Raw genomic sequence first — 18,962 nt, 5'->3', positions numbered from 1 at the left:
GAGGCCATCTAATAATGGCCTCTTTTTTTTGCACGCATAAAAGCCGTTATATCTTGCCTAACAACAACAGGATCAACAGCACGATCAGAATAGTCCCCAAGATACCCGAAGGCCCGTAACCCCAGTTACGCGAGTGGGGGAACACTGGCAAGCCGCCGACCAGCAGCAAAATCAGGATAATGATCAGAATAAGGCTCATGGTGGATTTCCCTTGTTGTCAGTCAGTAAGTAGAGGCACTTAACAGCACCCTCTTGATGTATGTGACCTACCGCCCTTCAGAAAAATTCAGAGTTTTTTAAACCGTTTTGCAGCGCGTGTTATTTCTTTTAAGTGCGTTGCAATTAATGTCATCTAGTTCAAATAAATTGAACTTGCACGGCGCGCCATCCTCCCCGGTTTGCCCGAGTCATTCAGCACTTTAATGGTGCAGGGGGCCCACCAGAACCTTCGCTACACTGCCGATCACTCTTCTGTGAACCACAAGGTTATTTCCCTATGCAAAACCGCATGATGATCACCGGCGCCGGTTCCGGCCTGGGCCGCCAAATCGCACTGCGCTGGGCGCGCGCGGGGTGGCGGCTGGCCTTGTCGGATGTGAGCGAGCCCGGCCTGCAAGACACCCTCAAGCGGGTGCGCGAGGCCGGTGGCGACGGGTTTATCCAGCGGTGTGATGTACGCGACTACTGCCAGCTCACCGCCTTGGCCCAGGCGTGCGAGGAAAAGTTCGGCGGCATCGACGTGATCGTCAACAACGCCGGTGTGGCCTCGGGCGGTTTTTTCGGCGAATTGTCCCTGGAAGACTGGGACTGGCAGATCGCAATCAACCTGATGGGCGTGGTCAAGGGCTGCAAGGCGTTCCTGCCGCTGCTGGAAAAAAGCCGCGGGCGCATCATCAATATCGCGTCCATGGCCGCCTTGATGCAGGGCCCGGCCATGAGCAACTACAACGTGGCCAAGGCCGGGGTGGTGGCGTTGTCGGAAAGCCTGCTGGTGGAGCTCAAGCAGCAGGAAATCGATGTACACGTGGTGTGCCCGTCGTTCTTCCAGACCAACCTGCTCGACTCGTTTCGCGGTCCTACACCGGCGATGAAGGCCCAGGTCGGCAAACTGCTGGAAAGCTCGCCGATCACTGCCGAGCAGATTGCCGACTACATCTTCGATCAGGTGTCCGCCGGGCAGTTCATGATCCTGCCCCACGAGCAGGGCCGCATGGCCTGGGCCTTGAAGCAGAAAAATCCACAGCTGCTGTACGACGAAATGACCGTGATGGCCGACAAGATGCGCGCCAAGTCGCAGTCATCCAGATAAACAAAGCGTTGTATTTCTGCCTGCAAGCACGGGTGATTCCTGGCTTGTCTGTCAGGCGATTTACAGCGTGTTGTAAGGTGCGTCTGTTTAGTTGGGGAGCCATTGCCGTAGGCCAGCGACAGAGGCATGGTCGGGGTTCAGTCAAAAAAAAGGACGAACCCCATGCTGGTACTCAGTCGCACGGTCGGCGAACTAATTTCGGTGGGTGATCACATCACCCTGCGCATTCTGGAAGTGAGCGGCAGCCATGTGAAACTGGGCATTGATGCGCCTGCCGGGGTCAATGTGCACCGCGCCGAGGTCTATCAGAAAATTCTCAAGCGCAGCCAGGCCACCCCTCATCCGGTGCCCGTTCCCAACCCCTGACAGCTAGTCGAACAGATGCTTGGGCACATCGTGCTTGAGCATCAGTTGGCACTGCTCGCTCTCGGGGTCGAACACGATCAGCGCCTGGCCCTTGCTCAGCGCCTGGCGCACCCGCAGCACGCGGGTTTCCAGCGGCGTATCGTCGCCATTGTCGGTGCCGTCACGGGTGACGAAGTCTTCGATGAGGCGGGTCAGGGTGTCGACTTCAAGTGCATCGTGGGGAATCAGCATACAAGCCTCGGGCGGGGGAACCCGGCGATGCTACTGCGCCGGGCCCCAGGTTGCCAGTCTCAGTTCTTTTGCCCCACCAGGCTGTCCACCGACGGCACACGGGTGTCGCTCTCCATTTGGGCGTCGTGTTCAAGCTGGTGGCTGAAGCGGTCCAGTGAACCCTGGGCCGGTTGCGCGTCGCTGGCAAACACCGGCGGGCTGAGGATATACGCACTCAACAGGCGGCTCAGCGCGGCCAGGCTATCGATGTGCGTGCGCTCGTAACCGTGGGTGGCGTCGCAGCCAAAGGCGAGCAGGGCGGTGCGGATGTCGTGGCCGGCGGTGACCGCTGAATGGGCGTCGCTGAAGTAATAGCGGAACAGGTCGCGGCGCACCGGCAGTTCGTTGTCCGAAGCCAGGCGCAGCAAATGGCGCGACAGGTGATAGTCATACGGCCCGCTGGAGTCCTGCATCGCCACGCTCACCGCGTGTTCGCTGGAGTGCTGGCCGGGCGCGACTGGCGCGATGTCGATGCCGACGAACTCACTCACATCCCAAGGCAATGCACCGGCGGCGCCACTGCCGGTTTCTTCGGTGATGGTGAACAGCGGGTGGCAGTCGATGGCCAGGGGCTGACCGCTGTCGACAATGGCCTTGAGCGCCGCGAGCAGGGCGGCCACGCCAGCCTTGTCGTCCAGGTGGCGGGCGCTGATGTGCCCGCTGTCGGTAAATTCCGGCAGCGGGTCGAAGGCCACGAAGTCGCCTACGCAGATCCCCAGCGAATCGCAATCGGCGCGGGTGGTGCAGTAGGCGTCCAGGCGCAACTCGACGTGGTCCCAACTGATGGGCATTTCATCCACCGCCGTGTTGAACGCGTGCCCCGAGGCCATCAGCGGCAACACGCTGCCACGGATCACGCCGCTGTCGGTAAACAGGCTGACACGGCTGCCCTCGGCAAAACGGCTTGACCAGCAGCCCACGGGGGCCAGGGTCAGGCGCCCGTTGTCCTTGATCGCGCGCACGGCCGCGCCAATGGTGTCCAAGTGCGCCGACACGGCGCGGTCGGGGCTGCTTTGCTGGCCCTTGAGCGTGGCGCGCAAGGTGCCGCGCCGGGTCATTTCAAAGGGGATGCCCAGTTCGTCGAGGCGCTCGGCCACGTAGCGCACGATGGTGTCGGTGAACCCGGTGGGGCTGGGAATGGCGAGCATTTCCAGCAAAACCTTTTGCAGGTAAGTGAGGTCTGGTTCGGGCAGTGGCATAGGCACTCCTGGGGGAGGAAAGGGAAGGCACGGCGCGAGCGTCAAGCGCCAGGAAAAGCAGGGTGTGCTTCACCGCTTTTCCTGGCTGCTCGCCGCTTGCCGCCCTCAACTGAGAGGAAACAACAAGTCCACAAACCGCTGCGCGGTGGGCTGCGGTTCGTGGTTGGCCAGGCCGGCCCGTTCGTTGGCTTCGATAAACACATACGCTGGCTGGTCGGCTGCGGGCACCATCAGGTCCAGCCCGACCACGGGAATGTCCAGTGCCCGCGCGGCGCGCACGGCGGCGTCTGCCAGTGTGGGGTGCAGGATTGCGGTGACGTCTTCCAGGCACCCGCCGGTGTGCAGGTTGGCGGTACGCCGTACCGCCAGGCGCTCACCACGGGGCAGGATGCTGTTGTAGTCGTACCCGGCGGCGTGCAGGGTGCGCTGGGTTTCGAGGTCCAGCGGGATCTTGCTTTCGCCGTCCGTGGCCGCCTGGCGCCGACGGCTTTGCGCCTCGATCAGCGCGCCGATGGAGTGATGCCCGTCGCCGGTGATTTCGGCGGGGCGGCGAATGGCGGCGGCGACCACCTCAAAGCCAATCACCAGAATGCGCAGGTCCACCCCTTCGTGAAAGCTTTCCAGCAAGACCCGGCTGTCAAACCGGCGTGCCGCGTCGATGGCCTGCTGCACGTCTTCGATGCTCTGTAGGTCCACCGCCACGCCCTGGCCCTGTTCGCCGTCCAGCGGCTTGACCACCAGGCGGGTGTGCTCGTCCAGAAACGCCAGGTTGTCATCCGCGCTGCCCGCCAACTGCTGCGCGGGTAATTTCAGGCCCGCGGCCTTGAGCACCTTGTGGGTCAGGCTCTTGTCCTGGCACAGGGTCATGCTGATGGCGCTGGTCAGGTCGCTCAACGACTCGCGGCAGCGCACGCGGCGCCCGCCGTGGCTCAGGGTGAACAACCCGGCGGCGGCGTCGTCCACCTGCACGTCAATGCCGCGTCGGTGGGCTTCCTCCACGATGATCCGTGCGTACGGGTTGAAGTCCGCCTGCGGCCCCGGCCCCAGGAACAGCGGCTGGTTGATGCCGTTCTTGTGCTTGATCGCAAAGGTGGCGAGCGCTCGGAACCCCAGCTTGGCGTACAGGTTTTTCGCCTGGCGGTTGTCGTGCAGCACCGACAGGTCCAGGTAACTGAGGCCCCGGCTCATGAAGTGCTCGATGAGGTGGCGCACCAGCACTTCGCCCACTCCGGGGCGGGTGCATTGCGGGTCCACGGCCAGGCACCAGAGGCTGCTGCCGTTTTCCGGATCGTGAAAGGCCTTCTGGTGATTGAGCCCCATGACGCTGCCGATCACCGCGCCGCTGTCCTCGTCCTCGGCCAGCCAGTACACCGGGCCGCCCTGGTGACGGGGGGTGAGCAACCGGGGATCGACCGGCAACATGCCGCGCCCCTGATACAGCAGGTTCACCGCCTGCCAGTCGGCCTCGCTCTGCACACGGCGGATGCGAAAGCCGCGAAACACGCGGGTGGCCGGGCGGTAATCGGTGAACCACAGGCGCAGGGTGTCGGAGGGGTCGAGAAACAACTGCTGCGGGTCGATGCCCAGTATCTGCTGGGGCGCCGCCACATACAGGGCGATGTCCCGCTCGCCGGGCTGCTCGTTGAGCAGCTCCAGGGCAAGGCTGGCCGGGTCGGGAAAGGTGTGGCCGATCAGCAACCGGCCCCAGCCGCAATGCACCGCAATGGGGGCCGGGCCCGGCTCGCTGCCGTCTTCGGCAAAGCGCGCTTGCAGGCGCTCGTAAGAGGGCGCCTGGCCGCGCAGCAGACGTTGGCTGTAAGCCGTGGCGTGAGGTTTCATCAATCAGATTCCTTGTTCGCTGAGCCACAGGTTCAGCGCCGCCAGTTGCCACAGCTTGGAGCCGCGCAGCGGGGTGAGTTGGCCTTGCGGGTCGGTCAGCAGGCGGTCGAGCATGGCGGGGTTGAACAGGCCGCGATCCTGGCTTGGGTCCAGCAGCAGGTCGCGTACCCAGTTGAGCGTGTCGCCTTGCAAATGCTTGAGGCCGGGCACCGGGAAGTAGCCTTTTTTGCGGTCGATGACTTCACTGGGGATCACCCGGCGCGCGGCTTCCTTGAGCACGTGCTTGCCGCCGTCCGGCAGTTTGAATTGCCCCGGCACGCGGGCCGAAAGCTCCACCAGGCGGTAGTCCAGGAACGGCGTGCGGGCTTCCAGGCCCCAGGCCATGGTCATGTTGTCGACGCGTTTGACCGGGTCGTCCACCAGCATCACCGTGCTGTCCAGGCGCAGGGCTTTGTCCACCGCGGCCTCGGCGCCGGGCCTGGCGAAATGCTCGCGCACAAAGTCGCCGGCAGCGTCGTTGGCGGTCAGCCATTGCGGCGCGACGGTGGCGGCGTAGTCGTCGTAGCTGCGGTCGAAAAATGCCTGGCGGTAAGCGGCATACGGGTCGTTCGCGCCGTCCACTTGCGGATACCAGTGGTAACCGGCAAACAACTCGTCGGCGCCCTGGCCGCTTTGCACCACCTTGCAGTGCTTGGCCACTTCGCGCGACAGCAGGTAGAAGGCGATGCAGTCGTGGCTGACCATCGGCTCGCTCATGGCGCGAAAGGCCGCGGGCAGTTGCTCGATGATCTCGCTTTCGGCGATGCGCAATTGGTGATGGCGGGTGCCGTAGTGTTTGGCGATCAGGTCTGAGTACTGGAACTCGTCCCCGCGTTCGCCACCGGCATCTTCAAAACCGATGGAAAAGGTCGACAGGTCTTCCACGCCCACTTCCCGCAGCAGGCCCACCAGCAGGCTGGAGTCCACGCCGCCGGAGAGCAACACGCCGACGTCCACCGCCGCACGTTGGCGGATGGCCACGGCCTGGCGGGTGCTGTCGAGCACGCGGTCGGTCCAGTCTTGCAGGGTCAGGTTGCGCTCGTCGGCGTGCGGCCCGTAGGGCAGGGTCCACCAGGTTTTCTGCTCGGTGTTGCCCTGGGCATCGATGCGCATCCAGGTGGCGGGCGGCAGTTTCTCAACGCCAGCCAGCAGGGTGCGCGGTGCGGGCACCACGGCGTGAAAGTTCAGGTAGTGGTTGAGCGCCACTGGGTCGAGCATCGGGCTGATGTCGCCGCCCTTGAGCAACGCAGGCAGGCTGGAGGCAAAGCGCAGGCGCTGGCCGGTGCGCGACAGGTACAAGGGCTTTACGCCCAGGCGGTCACGGGCGATGAACAGGCGCTGGGCATCACGCTCCCAGACGGCAAACGCAAACATGCCATTGAGCTTGGGCAGCAGCGCTTCACCCCAGGCGTGGTAACCCTTGAGCAGCACTTCGGTGTCGCCACCGGAATAGAACGCGTAGCCCAGGGCTTCCAGTTCCTGGCGCAGTTCCGGGAAGTTGTAGATGGCGCCATTGAAGGCCAGGGACAGGCCCAAGTGAGCGTCGACCATCGGCTGGGCCGAGCCGTCCGAGAGGTCCATGATTTTCAGGCGCCGGTGGCCCAGGGCAATCGGCCCTTGGGCCTGGAACCCCCAGGCGTCGGGGCCTCGCGGGGCCAGGTGATGGGTAATGCGCTCAACCGCTGCCAGGTCGGCAGGTTGGGCATCGAAACGTAATTCTCCAGCTAATCCGCACATAAATTCCTTACCGGTTTTTCCGTTGGGGAGACACAGGACTCAATGCGCCAAAAAGGCGCGTACCAGAGAGTGACCCGCTGCTTTTATGGGAGTTTTAGACCGATAAGTTATAAGGCAAAGCGCCGTACACCCCGGCAACGGCCCTCCCGGCCCGCGTGGCCTGGGCTTGAGGGGTGGTAGAAGCGTGTGGGTTGGCGGCGATTAATGGATCGGTCCGACGGCTGACCGGCCCGGTATTTGAATCCCTTTTGGGCCGGGACGCGCTTAGGGTGTGGGGTCTTTATCCGGCACTAAGGAGTGCGGCTGATGACCCCCACACGTGACTTGATCAGCGTCACTGACTCGGTGACTTCACACGAACTGGACGCTGTTTTGCTGGAGCTGACGGGCGACCTGGACAAGGCCCGGGTGCTGCGCCAGACCTTGCCGCACTGGCTGGTCGAGGCCAAGGCCGAGACCCTGCGCGCCCTGGAACAGGCGCATGCCGAGAGCCTGCAACCGCGCCGACGCGCCCGCTCACGGCTGGCCCGCCTGGCGTCGCTGGAGTCGTTTTGCGTGGCGCGGCTCGAGGCGTTCCTGGTGCAAAAGGGCGTTACCGGCCTGGATGTGCGACGCGACATGCTGGAGTTGCCCAAGCGCTCGTTTCGCGGCGTGAGCCCGGACCTGGGAGGCGCGTTGGTGGAAACCGTGACGGTGGCCCGGCACAGCCTGGTGCAGGCGGCCATGCAGAACTTCACCCAGGCGCAGGCGGATGGCAGCCTGTCGACCGAGGCCAAAATCCGCTCCGCAGCCACGGGGCAGGCGCTCACCATGCCCAGCGCGCTGGATTTTGTCGGTTATTGCCGCGAACTGGACCTGGGCAAGGCCTACCAGCAGCACATCACCGAGGTCATGGGCCTGCTGCCTGCCGATGACGCCGACGACGCGGGCCTGAGCTACAACACGGCGGTGGCCGACATTGGCCAGTCGCGCTGCCTGGACATGCAAATCGACCTGCACATCGCCCTGGCCAGGCAAGCCATCAGCCCCGCCACCCACGCCCGCCTGCTCGGGCTGATCAAGGCCGATCGCCCGGCCAGCCAGCTTGCCCACCTAGCGCCCGCCGGCAAGCCGTGGGCCTGGCAGGGCCTGAACATCGGCGGGGCGTGCCTGTGGGGCGTGATGGTGATCGGCGACGACACGCCGGGCCATTTCGACGCGGACACCTTTGTGGTGTACATGCCCAACGAACCGGTGCGCCCCTGGTTCGAGTACACCTCGCAAGAGGACTTCAAGGTCTACCTCACGCTAAAGCTGCAGGTGGCCAGCTACCAGGCGTTTTTCAAACACTACCTGGATGAGTCCGAGCGCCTGGACTTTTTCTCGACCTTTGACCGCACCCGCACCTTGGGGCCATTGACGACATTGGCCACGACCGGCAGTTTTTCCACGTTTTTCTTCCGCGCCTGCGTGGGCAAGATCCAGCTCGATGCTCGGGTGTTGGCGGTGCCAGTGGCGGAGGTGGACGAAGACGCCCGTGAAAAACGCCTTGAGCGCTACCTGGAACTGGGCCTGGACCTGTTGAACGTGGCGGGGTTCGTGGTGCCGGTGCTGGGGCAATTGATGATGGGCGTGGCGGTGGGGCAGATCCTCGGCGAGGTGTATGAGGGCGTCGAGGACTGGATACATCACGACAACACCGAGGCACTGCGTCACCTGGTGAACGTGGCCGAAAGTGTCGCCGCCATGGCGCTGTTCGCGGTGGGGGGCAAGGTGGTGGGCTCGCTCAAGCGCAGCCTGGCAGACACCACAAAGTTCTTCGACCGCTTTGAAGCCGTACGCCTGAGCGATGACCAGCCCCGCCTGTGGCGCAATCGACTGTTGGCGTACCACCAGCCCCGCGACCTCGACTTGCAAACCGTCGCCAATGACCTGGGGGTGTACCAGACCAAGGGGCGCTCCTACATCAAGATGGACGACGAACTCTATGGCATCAGCTACGACGCTGCCCTGGGCAAGTGGCGCATCAACCACCCGACCCGCGCCCACGCGTATCGCCCGCTGCTGGAGCACAATCACCAGGGCGGTTGGCAGCAGCGTTTCGAGCGACCGCAGCAATGGGCGAACCCGGCCTACCATCTGACCCGTCTGGACCCCAGCCTGGCCTCGCTTGAGCACGAGCGGCTGACAGACATCGCGTCCATCACCGACATGTCCCTGGCCGACCTCACGCGCCTGAACCAGCTCCACGATCCCCTGCCCGAGCGGTTCCACGATTGCGTCGCCCGGTTTCGCCAGGACCAGCACATCCGTGACCTGATGACCGCCCTCGAACAACAGACGCCGCCCCATGTGGACACCGCACGCACCCAGATGCTGGCGCTGCCCTTGGCGCCGGGCTGGCCCAAAGGGCGTTTCTTCGAGGTGCTCGACGACGAGGGCCACCTGCTGGAAAGCTACCCGGACGTGGCTCCCTTCGATTACGAAGACCTGAGCATCCACATCACCCATCGGCAACTGAAGGCCGGTGAAGTGATGCCGACCCTGCTGCAAGCCTTGGATGACGAGGAGCGCAGCCTGCTGCTGGGGCAGGCCGTCGAACCTGAAGCGGCGCAAAAGCGCCTGGCGCAGGTGCTGCTGGACACGATCAAGACCCGCTATCGCACCCTGCAAGACCACCTCTACCGCGACTACGACGGCACCGCCACGCCCCCGCTGGTGCCGCTGGCCAGCCAATACCCGCAACTGCCCAAGCGCCAGGCCTGGGAACTGCTGGGGCAGATGAGCCGTGCCCGGCGCGCGCAACTGCGCACGACCCGGCGTGTGCCGTTGGTCCTGGCCCAGCGGGTGAACGAGAGCCTGGCGCTGCTGGAGGAAGACCAGGCGCTGCTCGGGCTGTATTTGCCGCAATTGGCCACGGACCCGACCCGCCAGGTGGCCGCGGGCTTGCTGGAACATGTGCCGGCGTGGCCAAAGGACGTGGCGTTACAGGTGCGTGACCAGACCCTGCGCGGCAGCCTGTTGGCCGAGGCGGGCCCGGCGCAGGCGCGGGTGCGATGCAGCGTGCTCAAGACGCCGGGCGGGTTTCAGGCGGTGGACGAGGTGGGTGCCGCCTTGGGCGCGGTACGCACCGGGCCGGACGGGTTTTACCAGGCCCTGGTCGATACCGTGCCCGCCCGCCAACGCCCCGCACTGGGCCTGCACACCTCGACGGCCGCCGAGCGGCTGCGCAATCAGCTGCGCCTGGCGAGCCAGGAGCGCCGGGACCGTGTTGCCGGGCTCTTGCGGCCCGCCAAAGAGGGGGCGTCGGCGCAACCGGCGGCCTGTGTACAGGCGCAGTCCCCGGTGGACGCGCCGTGGCCCACAGGGCTGGTGCGCAAGGTCGCCAAGCTCTACCCGCTGTTCGACGATGGGCAGGTGGCGAGTTTTATCCAGCATACGGGCAGCGATCATCTGTCCCGTGCGCACGCCGTCGAGGCGCTGGAAGAACAGCACCAAGCCCTGCACCGCGCCCTGAAAACCTGGCGCAAGGACCGCACAAGCTACACCGAGCAGGACGGCCCGCTGTGGGACTACCGGCTCAGCCGCCACCAGGTGGCCAGAATGATCGAGCGCTGTTGGCAGCGTATGGTCGTGGTGGCCGACCGACAGGGCGTGAAAGCGCCGGGGCTGGTCTTGACGGGCATGCTCAAGGGCCCGCTGCCGACGCTGCCGCCCCAGGTGAGCTTTGAGCATGTGCGTTACCTGTCGCTGCAAAACCTTGCGCTGGACGATGACGCGGCGTACTTCATCAAGCACTTCAAAGGGCTGCGCGTGCTGGACCTCAGCGGCAACCAATTGACCCGCGTCCCCGAAGTGCTCACGCAACTGCCGTACCTGAATCAACTGGTGCTGGCCAACAACAACCTGCAAATGACCCCCTACGCCCGGGCCCGGCTGGCGGAACTGCGCAGCCTGGAAGTTCTCAACCTGAGCGACAACCCGCTGCTGGACCCGCCGCTGATCAACCGCATGTTCGACCTGCGCGAATTGGTACTGCGCAACTGCCGCCTCAAGACCTTCCCCGACGGCGCCTTGCGCCTGCCGTACCTGGAACTCGTCGACTTGCGCCAGAACGACATCCGCACCTTGCCCGACGGCCTGTTCAAGCTGGCGCGGCGCCAGGCCGAAAGCTTCAACCTGCGCAACAACCCGCTGGATGCGCTCAACCAGCAGTTGGTCCAGGACTACCGCAACAGTGTCGGCACCGGCATGGGGTACGCCGAAGATGACATCCCCAGGCTCAACGAACAGCGGGCCAAAGAATTGTGGCTGCCCGATGCCGGAGTGGAGGCCTTTGAGGACAAGCAGCGGGTGTGGAACGGGCTCAAGGACGAGCCGGGGTCCGACGCGCTGTTCAAGCTGTTGGCCGACCTGGGCGGTACGGCGGACGCCTCGCAGGTGCGCGAAGACCTCAACCAGCGGATCTGGCGTGTGTTGCGCGCGGGGGCCGGGCACGAGGGGCTGCGTGACGAAATCTTCCAGCGCGCCGCCACGCCGCTTAACTGCGATGACGCCGCCGCCGACAGTTTCGGCAACCTGGAAATTTTGGTGGAGTTGCACGAGGCCGCCGCGTTTCAGGGCCAGCCGCCACCGGTCAAGACCCTGCTGGAACTGGGCAAGGGCCTGTATCGCCTGGACATGCTGGGTTCGATTGCACGACGGCACAGCGCCGACAACCCAGGCGCCGACCCGCTCGAGGTGAGCCTGGCCTACCGGACCGGGCTTGCAGAAAAACTGCACTTGCCCGGCCAACCCCGGAACATGCGGTTTGCAAGCCTGGGCGGGGTGACGCCCAAGGCGCTGATGGACGCCGAGACGCAACTTCGTGCGGCCGACCTGTCGGCGCAGCGGTTGCAGTTTCTGGCCAAACTGCCGTTCTGGATCAGCTACCTCAAGCGCACGGCGGCGAACCGGTTCGCCGAGGTCAATGAGCCGTTTGCCAGGCGCCTGGAGGCGGTGTTCGACCAGGCCCAGACGCTGGACGATGCCAGTTACCGCGAGCAGATGAACCTGATCCAGCATGAGCAACAGGCAGCGGAGCACGCCGAAGTGGTGCGCCAGACCGAGGCGGCGCTGAAGCTCGACGACCTCGGCGGCTGCGTGCTGCGTTGACCAGCTTCAGGCTTTGTTGGCGTTGCTGCGCACCAGCGTCCTCACGGCGAAGCGGTTGGGGTGGCAGGCCTCGGCGACGCTGCGGGGCACGGGCAGGGGCTCGTCGTCGAGCCAGGCGGCGAGCAGTTCGGCCGACAGCGGCGCGGTGATCAGGCCGCGTGAGCCGTGGCCACTGTTGACGTACAAGCCGTCCAGCCAGGGGCAGGGCGTGTCCGGCACATGTCGGGCATCTTTACGCAGCACCGCATAGGCCTCGGCGAACGCCGGGCTGTCAGCGAGCGGCCCCACGATCGGCAGGTAGTCGGGGCTGGTGCAACGAAAGGCAGCGCGCCCTTCAAGGCGGTCGGGGGCGTCGGCCTGCAAGCGCTGGACGAGGTCTTCGGAGATGGCCTGCAGCATCTGCAAGTTGCCCGCGTGTTCGGCAACGGTGGGGGTGAGGTCGTCGTTCTTGAAGTCGAAACTGGCGCCCAACGTGTGTTCCCCCAGGCGCGCAGGGGCGATATAGCCCTCGGCGCACACCACCGTCGCCAACGCCTGGCTGCCGACGGTTTGCGGCAGGTAGCTGATCTGCCCGCGAATGCGTTTGAGGGGCAGGTCTGCGAAGCGTTTCACCTCGGCCGCACCAGCCAGTACCACCACGGGCGCGCTGGCCAGCAGGCGGTCGCCGTCCCAGGCTTGCCACTGATCGTCGGCTTTGCGCAGCGCGAGCACATCGTGATGGGTGAGTACGCTCACGCCGGGTTGCTGCGCTTGCCAGGCGCACAAGGCCGGTGGGTACACCCAACCGCCCTGCGGGAAAAACAGCCCGCCGTGGGCCAGCGCAATGCCTGCCCGGGCCTGGGCCTGTTCGCGGTCCAGCAGGTGCAGCAAGTCTGGCGCAAAGGCTTGGGCCAGTTGGGCCTGGCGCTCGCTTTCCTTGGCATCAAAGGCCAGTTGCAACACGCCGCAGCCGTCCCAGTCCACGCCACGGTGCAGGTGTTCCAGCAGGCGCCGGGTGTGGCCGAACCCGGCGACGATCATCTGCGACAACGCCGTGCCGTGGGCCGACAACTTCAAATACAGCACGCCCTGCGGGTTGCCGGAGGCTTCTTGTGCCAGGCCGTCGTGGCGCTCTAGCAGGCTCACCTGCCAGCCGCGCGCCGCCAGGCTGGCGGCGCTGGCGCAACCGGCCAGGCCTGCGCCGATCACCAGCGCGCGGCGCTCGCCCGCAGGGGCGGGTGGGCGGGCGAACCAGGGTTTGATGGCGGGCGGGGCGGGGGTGTCGGCGGGCCAGCCGAGAAACTCGCCGCGCAGGATCTCCCACTTATGGCCGATGCCCGGGGTGCGCTTCATCTTGAACCCGGCCGCGTTGAGCAAACGCCGTACCCAGCCGGTGCTGGTAAAGGTGCTGATGGTCGAGCCCGGCGCGGCCAGGCGGGCCAGTTCGGCAAAGAGTTCGGCGGTCCACATGTCGGGGTTTTTCGCCGGGGCGAAGCCGTCGAGAAACCAGGCGTCGACCTGCGCATCGAGCTGGGGCAGTTGCTCCCGTGCATCGCCGATCAGCAGCGTGAGCGTGACGCGGCCGTTGTCCAGCACCAGGCGCTGGAAACCCGGGTGGATGGCGATGTACTGCGCCAGCAGTTGATCGGCGAACGGCTTGAGGTCAGGCCACAGCGCGAGGGCGCGTTGCAGGTCGGCGTGGCTCAGCGGGTATTTTTCCACGCTCACAAAATGCAGGCGTGCGCCGTGCACTGCGTGTTGCGCGAACAACTGCCAGGCGCACAGAAAGTTGAGGCCGGTGCCAAACCCGGTTTCGCCGATGACCAGCCGCCCGCCGGGGGGCAGGGCGGCAAAGCGTTCCTGCAAGCGGTTTTGCTGGAGGAACACGTAGCGGGTTTCGTCCAGGCCCGACTGGTCGGAAAAATACACATCGTCGAACACCCGCGAGCGGGGGCGTCCCTGGTCGTCCCAGTCGAGCTGGGCATGGGGCAATACGGGGTTCATGGCGGACTCGGCAAACACAAGGCGGCCATTCTAGCCGATCAACCGGGCAGCCATGGCGCTTGCGCAAGTGGTCGTGGAATTTCCTCCTGCGTGGCGTTGCCCAATCCGCTAGTCTTGCTCAATTCCTGGAGGGAAGCCGCCTATGTTCGAGTCTGCCGAAATCGGTCACACCATCGACAAAGACACCTACGACGCCGAGGTCCCGGCCCTGCGCGAAGCCTTGCTGGAGGCGCAATACGAGCTGCAGCAGCAGAAGCGCTTCCCGGTGATTGTATTGATCAACGGCATCGAAGGCGCCGGCAAGGGCGAGACGGTCAAGCTGCTCAACGAATGGATGGACCCGCGCCTGATCGAGGTGCGGACCTTTGACGAGCAGACCGACGAAGAACTGGCCCGCCCACCCGCCTGGCGCTACTGGCGCCAGTTGCCCGCCAAGGGGCGCATGGGGATTTTCTTCGGCAACTGGTACAGCCAGATGCTCCAGGCCCGGGTGCACGGCGAGATCAAGGACGCCCGCCTGGACCAGGCCATCGCCGGGGCCGAGCGCCTGGAAAAGATGTTGTGCGACGAAGGCGCATTGATCTTCAAGTTCTGGTTCCACCTCTCCAAAAAACAGATGAAGGCCCGGCTCAAGGCCCTGCAGGACGACCCGCTGCACCGTTGGCGCATCAGCCCGCTGGACTGGCAGCAGTCCGAGACGTACGACAAGTTTGTGCACATCGGCGAACGCGTGCTGCGTCGCACCAGCCGCGACTACGCGCCGTGGCATGTGATCGAGGGCGTCGACCCGCATTATCGGGGGCTCACGGTGGGGCGCATTCTGCTCGAAGGCCTGCAAAACGCCTTGAGCGTCGCCAAGGGCAAGGCCAGCGGCATGAACCCGGCGCCGTTGCCAGCAGCGGTCGACCAGTTGAGCCTGCTCGACAGCCTGGACATGCGCCTGAGCCTGGACAAGGCTGATTACGAAGAACAACTGGTCACCGAACAGGCGCGGTTTTCGGGCCTGATGCGCGACAAGCGCATGCGCAAGCACGCGCTGGTCACGGTGTTTGAAGGCAATGACGCGGCGGGCAAGGGCGGGGCGATCCGTCGTGTCGCGGCGGCGCTGGACCCGCGCCAGTACCGTATCGTACCGATTGCCGCGCCCACCGAAGACGAGCGGGCCCAGCCTTACCTGTGGCGGTTCTGGCGGCAGATCCCGGCGCGGGGCATATTCACCGTGTTTGACCGCTCCTGGTACGGGCGCGTGCTGGTGGAGCGGGTGGAGGGTTTTTGCAGCACCGCGGACTGGATGCGCGCCTATGGCGAGATCAACGACTTTGAAGAGCAATTGCGCAATGCCGGGGTGATCGTGGTCAAGTTCTGGCTGGCCATCGACAAGGACACCCAGTTGGAACGCTTCCAGGCGCGGGAGAACATCCCCTTCAAACGGTTCAAGATCACCGAGGACGACTGGCGCAACCGCGACAAGTGGGACCTGTACCGCGCCGCCGTGGGCGACATGGTGGACCGCACCAGCACCGACGTGTCGCCCTGGACGCTGGTGGAAGCCAACGACAAGCGCTGGGCCCGGGTCAAGGTGCTGCGCACGATCAACCGCGCGCTGGAAGACGCCTTTGACCAGACCGACAAGCGCGACAAAAAGAAAAAGAAGTAGCGGCCAGGGCCCCGCCTCCCTCTAGAATGGGGCTCCTCTACCTCAGGCATTCGGGGCGCTCATGCACATCTCTTCCGGTCGCTGGGTCTATGGCTTGTCCTTGACCCTGTTGACCGCGTTTCTGTGGGGCATTTTGCCGATCAAACTCAAACAGGTGTTGCAGGTGGTGGACCCCATCACCGTCACCTGGTTTCGCCTGATCGTGTCGGGCTCTTGCCTGTTCGTGTACCTGGCCGCCGTCAGACGCTTGCCCGACCTGCGCGCCCTTGGCCCACACGGCGGCTGGCTGGTGGCGATGGGCGTGGGCGGGCTGATGGGCAACTACGTGTTGTACCTCATCGGCCTGAAGCTGCTCAGCCCCGGCACGGCGCAACTGGTGGTGCAAATGGGGCCGATCTTTTTGATGATCGCCAGCGTGTTGGTGTTCAAGGAGCGTTTCAGCCTGGGGCAGGGCATGGGCCTGCTGGTGCTGCTGGTGGGGTTCGCGCTGTTTTTCAACCAGCGCCTGGCCGAGTTGTTGATGTCGCTGGGCACCTACACGGCGGGGGTGCTGACCATTCTGCTCGCCACCACCATTTGGGTGATGTACGCCCTGGGCCAGAAGCAATTGCTGACCGTGTGGAGTTCGCTGCAAGTGATGATGGTGATCTACCTGTGCTGCGCGGCGTTGCTGACGCCGTGGGCGCATCCGCTTGCGGCGTTGCAGTTGAGCCCGGTGCAGCGTTGGTTGCTGCTGGCGTGCTGCCTGAACACCCTGGTGGCGTACGGCGCGTTTGCCGAAGCGCTGGCGCATTGGGAGGCGTCGCGGGTGAGTGCGACGCTGGCGATTACCCCGCTGGTGACCTTTGTCGCGGTGGCGCTGGCGGCGTGGTGGTGGCCCGACTATGTGCACGCCGAAGAGATCAACGCGCTGGGGTACGGCGGCGCGTTGTTGGTGGTGCTGGGGTCGGCGAGTGTGGCGCTGGCGCCGTCATTGCTCGCCGGGCTCAAGGCCCGGCGCGCACGACGGCGGGCTCAGTGACCGGCGTGCAGCATGTTTTGCGGGCGTACCCACTGGTCGAACTCGGCGTCGGTGAGGTAGCCCAGTTGCAGCGCGGCCTCCCGTAGCGTCAGCCCTTGGGCGTAAGCTTTTTTGGCGATTTCTGCCGACTTGTCGTAGCCGATGTGCGGGTTGAGCGCCGTCACCAGCATGAGCCCGCGCTCCAGGTGCGCGGCCATTTGCTCGGCGTCGGGTTCAAGGCCTGCAATGCAGTGCTCCTGGAAGTTGCGGCTGCCGTCGGCCAGCAGGCGGATCGACTCCAGCAGGTTGTGGATGATCACCGGCTTGTACACGTTCAACTGCAAATGCCCTTGGCTGGCGGCCAGGCCGATGGTCACGTCATTGCCCAGCACCTGGCAGGCCAGCATCGACAGGGCCTCGCACTGGGTAGGGTTGACCTTGCCGGGCATGATCGAACTGCCTGGCTCGTTGGCTGGCAAGCGCACTTCGGCCAGCCCCGCACGTGGGCCGGAGCCCAGCAGGCGCAGGTCATTGGCGATTTTCATCAGGGCCACCGCCAGGGTTTTCAGCGCACCGTGCAAGGTGACGATGGGCTCATGGCCCGCCAGTGCGGCGAACTTGTTCGGCGCGGTGACGAACGGCAGGCCCGACAACGCGGCCAATTCCGCGGCAATCGCCTCGGCAAACCCATGGGGCGAATTGAGCCCGGTGCCCACGGCAGTGCCGCCCTGTGCCAGTTCGCACACGGCGGGCAGGGCGGCGCGCAGGGCCCGTTCGGCGTAGTCGAGCTGCGCGATCCAGGCTGACACTTCCTGGCCAAAGGTGACGGGGGTGGCGTCCATCATGTGGGTGCGGCCGGTCTTCACCAGGTTGGCGTGGCGGGCCGACAACTCGGCCAGGCCGCCGGACAGTTCACGAATGGCCGGCAGCAGTTGCGCGTTCACCGCCTGCACCGCAGCGATGCTCATGGCGGTGGGAAAGCAGTCGTTGGAGCTCTGCGAGCGGTTGACGTGATCGTTGGGGTGCACCGGGCTCTTGCCGCCACGGGGCTTGCCCGACAGTTCGTTGGCGCGACCGGCGATCACTTCATTGGCGTTCATGTTGCTCTGGGTGCCGCTGCCGGTCTGCCAGACCACCAGGGGGAACTGGTCGTCATGCTGGCCGTCGAGCACTTCGTCGGCGGCCTGTTCGATCAGGCGGGCGATGTCGGCGGGCAGGTCGCCATTGCGGTTATTGACCCGGGCGGCGGCCTTTTTGATCAGAGCCAGTGCGTGCAACACCGCCAGTGGCATGCGTTGCTCGCCAATGGCGAAGTTCACCAGCGAGCGTTGGGTCTGCGCGCCCCAGTAAGCGTCATCCGGGACCTTAACGTCTCCCAGGCTGTCGGTTTCGATACGGCTCATCGGGCACTCTCCTCAAGGTTCGTCAGGGCAGTTTAGGCCCTGATCGCCTGGACGGGTTCCATAAAAGACATTTCATCCAGTGCAAGCGCCGCCCTGACGGGCCTGACGAGGGGTGGGGTTGAGCGCCGAGGTTCGTTAGGCGCAGAATGGGCGCCCTTGGGGTCTTACCTCGCCAGCTAGAAAAAGGACACTCGATGACTCGTCTTCGTGCCATCTGTACCGCGGTTGCTCTGGTCTGTGCCAGCGGCCAGGTTTTCGCCGACACCGCCAGCCACAACGCCAGTGCCGAAGCCTTCCTGACCCTGGCCCATGCCGACAAGCTGGGCACGCCGGTTTACATGCAAGTGCAGCAAATGTTCGCCCAGCGTTTCGAGCAGACCAAGGCACCTGCGTCCAAGCAGACCGTGCTGGACACCTACCAGGCCAAGGCCAACGCCGCCCTGGACCAGGCCATCGGCTGGAACAAGCTCAAGCCGGACATGATCAAGCTGTACACCGACAACTTCAGCGAGTCCGAACTCAAGGACCTGGTTGCCTTCTACCAGTCGCCACTGGGCAAGAAAGTCCTGGAAAAAATGCCGCAGCTGACCCAGCAATCGGCCCAGATGACCCAGGCCAAGCTGGAAAGCGCCGTGCCGGTGGTGAACAAGCTGTTGGACGACATGACCAACGAGCTGACGCCTAAAGCCCCAGCCCCGGCCAAGAAGAAGTAAGTGATGAGCATGCAACAGCGTATCGAATCGGCCCTGGCCGCCATGAGCCCGCAACACCTGAACGTGCTGGATGAAAGCCACCTGCACAGCCGTGGGTTACAGACCCACTTCAAGGCCGTGCTGGTCAGCGAGCAGTTCGAGGGGCTGGGCCGCGTCAAGCGCCACCAGACGGTTTACGCCACCCTGGGTGACCTGATGGGCGAGTTCCATGCGCTGGCGCTGCACACTTACACGCCGCAAGAATGGGCGAAAATCGACGCAGCCCCGGCCTCGCCGACCTGCGCTGGCGGACATGACTAGTGTTTATGACTTCG

14 protein-coding genes are annotated in these 18,962 nt (G+C 64.8%); 7 read left to right on the top strand and 7 right to left on the bottom strand.

Going from position 1 to position 18,962, the window contains the following annotated elements:
- Positions 1-46: 46 nt before the first annotated feature.
- Positions 47-199 (bottom strand): DUF3309 family protein, encoded by a 153-nt coding sequence (locus tag ACW9H9_RS09070; protein ID WP_457342813.1) that lies wholly within the window; start codon positions 197-199, stop codon positions 47-49.
- Positions 200-496: 297 nt separating this feature from the next.
- Here ACW9H9_RS09070 and ACW9H9_RS09065 point away from each other — a divergent pair, with 297 nt between their 5' ends.
- Both ACW9H9_RS09065 and csrA read left to right on the top strand, forming a co-directional pair.
- Positions 497-1,309 (top strand): SDR family oxidoreductase, encoded by an 813-nt coding sequence (locus tag ACW9H9_RS09065; protein WP_457342812.1) that lies wholly within the window; start codon positions 497-499, stop codon positions 1,307-1,309.
- 162 nt (positions 1,310-1,471) lie between these two features.
- Complete coding sequence (csrA, locus tag ACW9H9_RS09060; RefSeq protein WP_457342811.1) at positions 1,472-1,675, top strand: carbon storage regulator CsrA; 204 nt, start codon at positions 1,472-1,474, stop codon at positions 1,673-1,675.
- 3 nt (positions 1,676-1,678) lie between these two features.
- Here the strand turns inward: csrA and ACW9H9_RS09055 are convergent, their stop codons facing one another.
- The 4 genes from ACW9H9_RS09055 to ACW9H9_RS09040 all read right to left on the bottom strand — a co-directional run bounded on the left by ACW9H9_RS09055 (position 1,679) and on the right by ACW9H9_RS09040 (position 6,759).
- The gene (locus ACW9H9_RS09055; RefSeq protein WP_457342810.1) at positions 1,679-1,906 is read right to left on the bottom strand and encodes a YheU family protein; all 228 of its coding nucleotides are present in this window, start codon (positions 1,904-1,906) and stop codon (positions 1,679-1,681) included.
- Positions 1,907-1,965: 59 nt separating this feature from the next.
- The gene (locus ACW9H9_RS09050; RefSeq protein WP_457342809.1) at positions 1,966-3,144 is read right to left on the bottom strand and encodes an osmoprotectant NAGGN system M42 family peptidase; all 1,179 of its coding nucleotides are present in this window, start codon (positions 3,142-3,144) and stop codon (positions 1,966-1,968) included.
- Between the two features lie 105 nt (positions 3,145-3,249).
- A complete protein-coding gene (gene ngg, locus ACW9H9_RS09045; protein WP_457342808.1) occupies positions 3,250-4,983 on the bottom strand; it encodes an N-acetylglutaminylglutamine synthetase in 1,734 nt (577 codons plus the stop codon).
- 3 nt (positions 4,984-4,986) lie between these two features.
- Positions 4,987-6,759, bottom strand: coding sequence for an N-acetylglutaminylglutamine amidotransferase (locus ACW9H9_RS09040; protein WP_457342807.1), 1,773 nt, complete (start codon positions 6,757-6,759; stop codon positions 4,987-4,989).
- 306 nt (positions 6,760-7,065) lie between these two features.
- Here ACW9H9_RS09040 and ACW9H9_RS09035 point away from each other — a divergent pair, with 306 nt between their 5' ends.
- Positions 7,066-11,892 carry an NEL-type E3 ubiquitin ligase domain-containing protein gene (locus ACW9H9_RS09035; protein ID WP_457342806.1) on the top strand — a complete coding sequence of 1,609 codons (4,827 nt, stop codon included), beginning with the start codon at positions 7,066-7,068 and terminating at the stop codon, positions 11,890-11,892.
- A gap of 6 nt (positions 11,893-11,898) precedes the next feature.
- Here the strand turns inward: ACW9H9_RS09035 and mnmC are convergent, their stop codons facing one another.
- The gene (gene mnmC, locus ACW9H9_RS09030) at positions 11,899-13,875 is read right to left on the bottom strand and encodes a bifunctional tRNA (5-methylaminomethyl-2-thiouridine)(34)-methyltransferase MnmD/FAD-dependent 5-carboxymethylaminomethyl-2-thiouridine(34) oxidoreductase MnmC (RefSeq protein WP_457342805.1); all 1,977 of its coding nucleotides are present in this window, start codon (positions 13,873-13,875) and stop codon (positions 11,899-11,901) included.
- Positions 13,876-14,017: 142 nt separating this feature from the next.
- On the opposite strand from mnmC, the gene pap reads away from it, so the two are divergent.
- Complete coding sequence (gene pap / locus ACW9H9_RS09025) at positions 14,018-15,532, top strand: polyphosphate:AMP phosphotransferase (protein WP_457342804.1); 1,515 nt, start codon at positions 14,018-14,020, stop codon at positions 15,530-15,532.
- 61 nt (positions 15,533-15,593) lie between these two features.
- Complete coding sequence (locus ACW9H9_RS09020; protein WP_457342803.1) at positions 15,594-16,553, top strand: DMT family transporter; 960 nt, start codon at positions 15,594-15,596, stop codon at positions 16,551-16,553.
- On the opposite strand, the gene ACW9H9_RS09015 is transcribed toward ACW9H9_RS09020, so the two are convergent.
- Positions 16,547-17,935 carry a class II fumarate hydratase gene (locus ACW9H9_RS09015; protein ID WP_457342802.1) on the bottom strand — a complete coding sequence of 463 codons (1,389 nt, stop codon included), beginning with the start codon at positions 17,933-17,935 and terminating at the stop codon, positions 16,547-16,549. The two genes, ACW9H9_RS09020 and ACW9H9_RS09015, sit on opposite strands and share 7 nt — an antisense overlap.
- 194 nt (positions 17,936-18,129) lie before the next feature.
- Here ACW9H9_RS09015 and ACW9H9_RS09010 point away from each other — a divergent pair, with 194 nt between their 5' ends.
- Both ACW9H9_RS09010 and ACW9H9_RS09005 read left to right on the top strand, forming a co-directional pair.
- Positions 18,130-18,648 (top strand): DUF2059 domain-containing protein, encoded by a 519-nt coding sequence (locus ACW9H9_RS09010; protein WP_457342801.1) that lies wholly within the window; start codon positions 18,130-18,132, stop codon positions 18,646-18,648.
- A gap of 3 nt (positions 18,649-18,651) precedes the next feature.
- A complete protein-coding gene (locus ACW9H9_RS09005; protein ID WP_457342800.1) occupies positions 18,652-18,948 on the top strand; it encodes a BolA family protein in 297 nt (98 codons plus the stop codon).
- The last annotated feature ends 14 nt before the right edge of the window (positions 18,949-18,962 follow it).

It is taken from the genome of Pseudomonas sp. SDO5215_S409, assembly GCF_054071325.1.
Note: the sequence above shows the minus strand (reverse complement) of the source record. Positions and strands in the feature narration are given on the sequence as shown.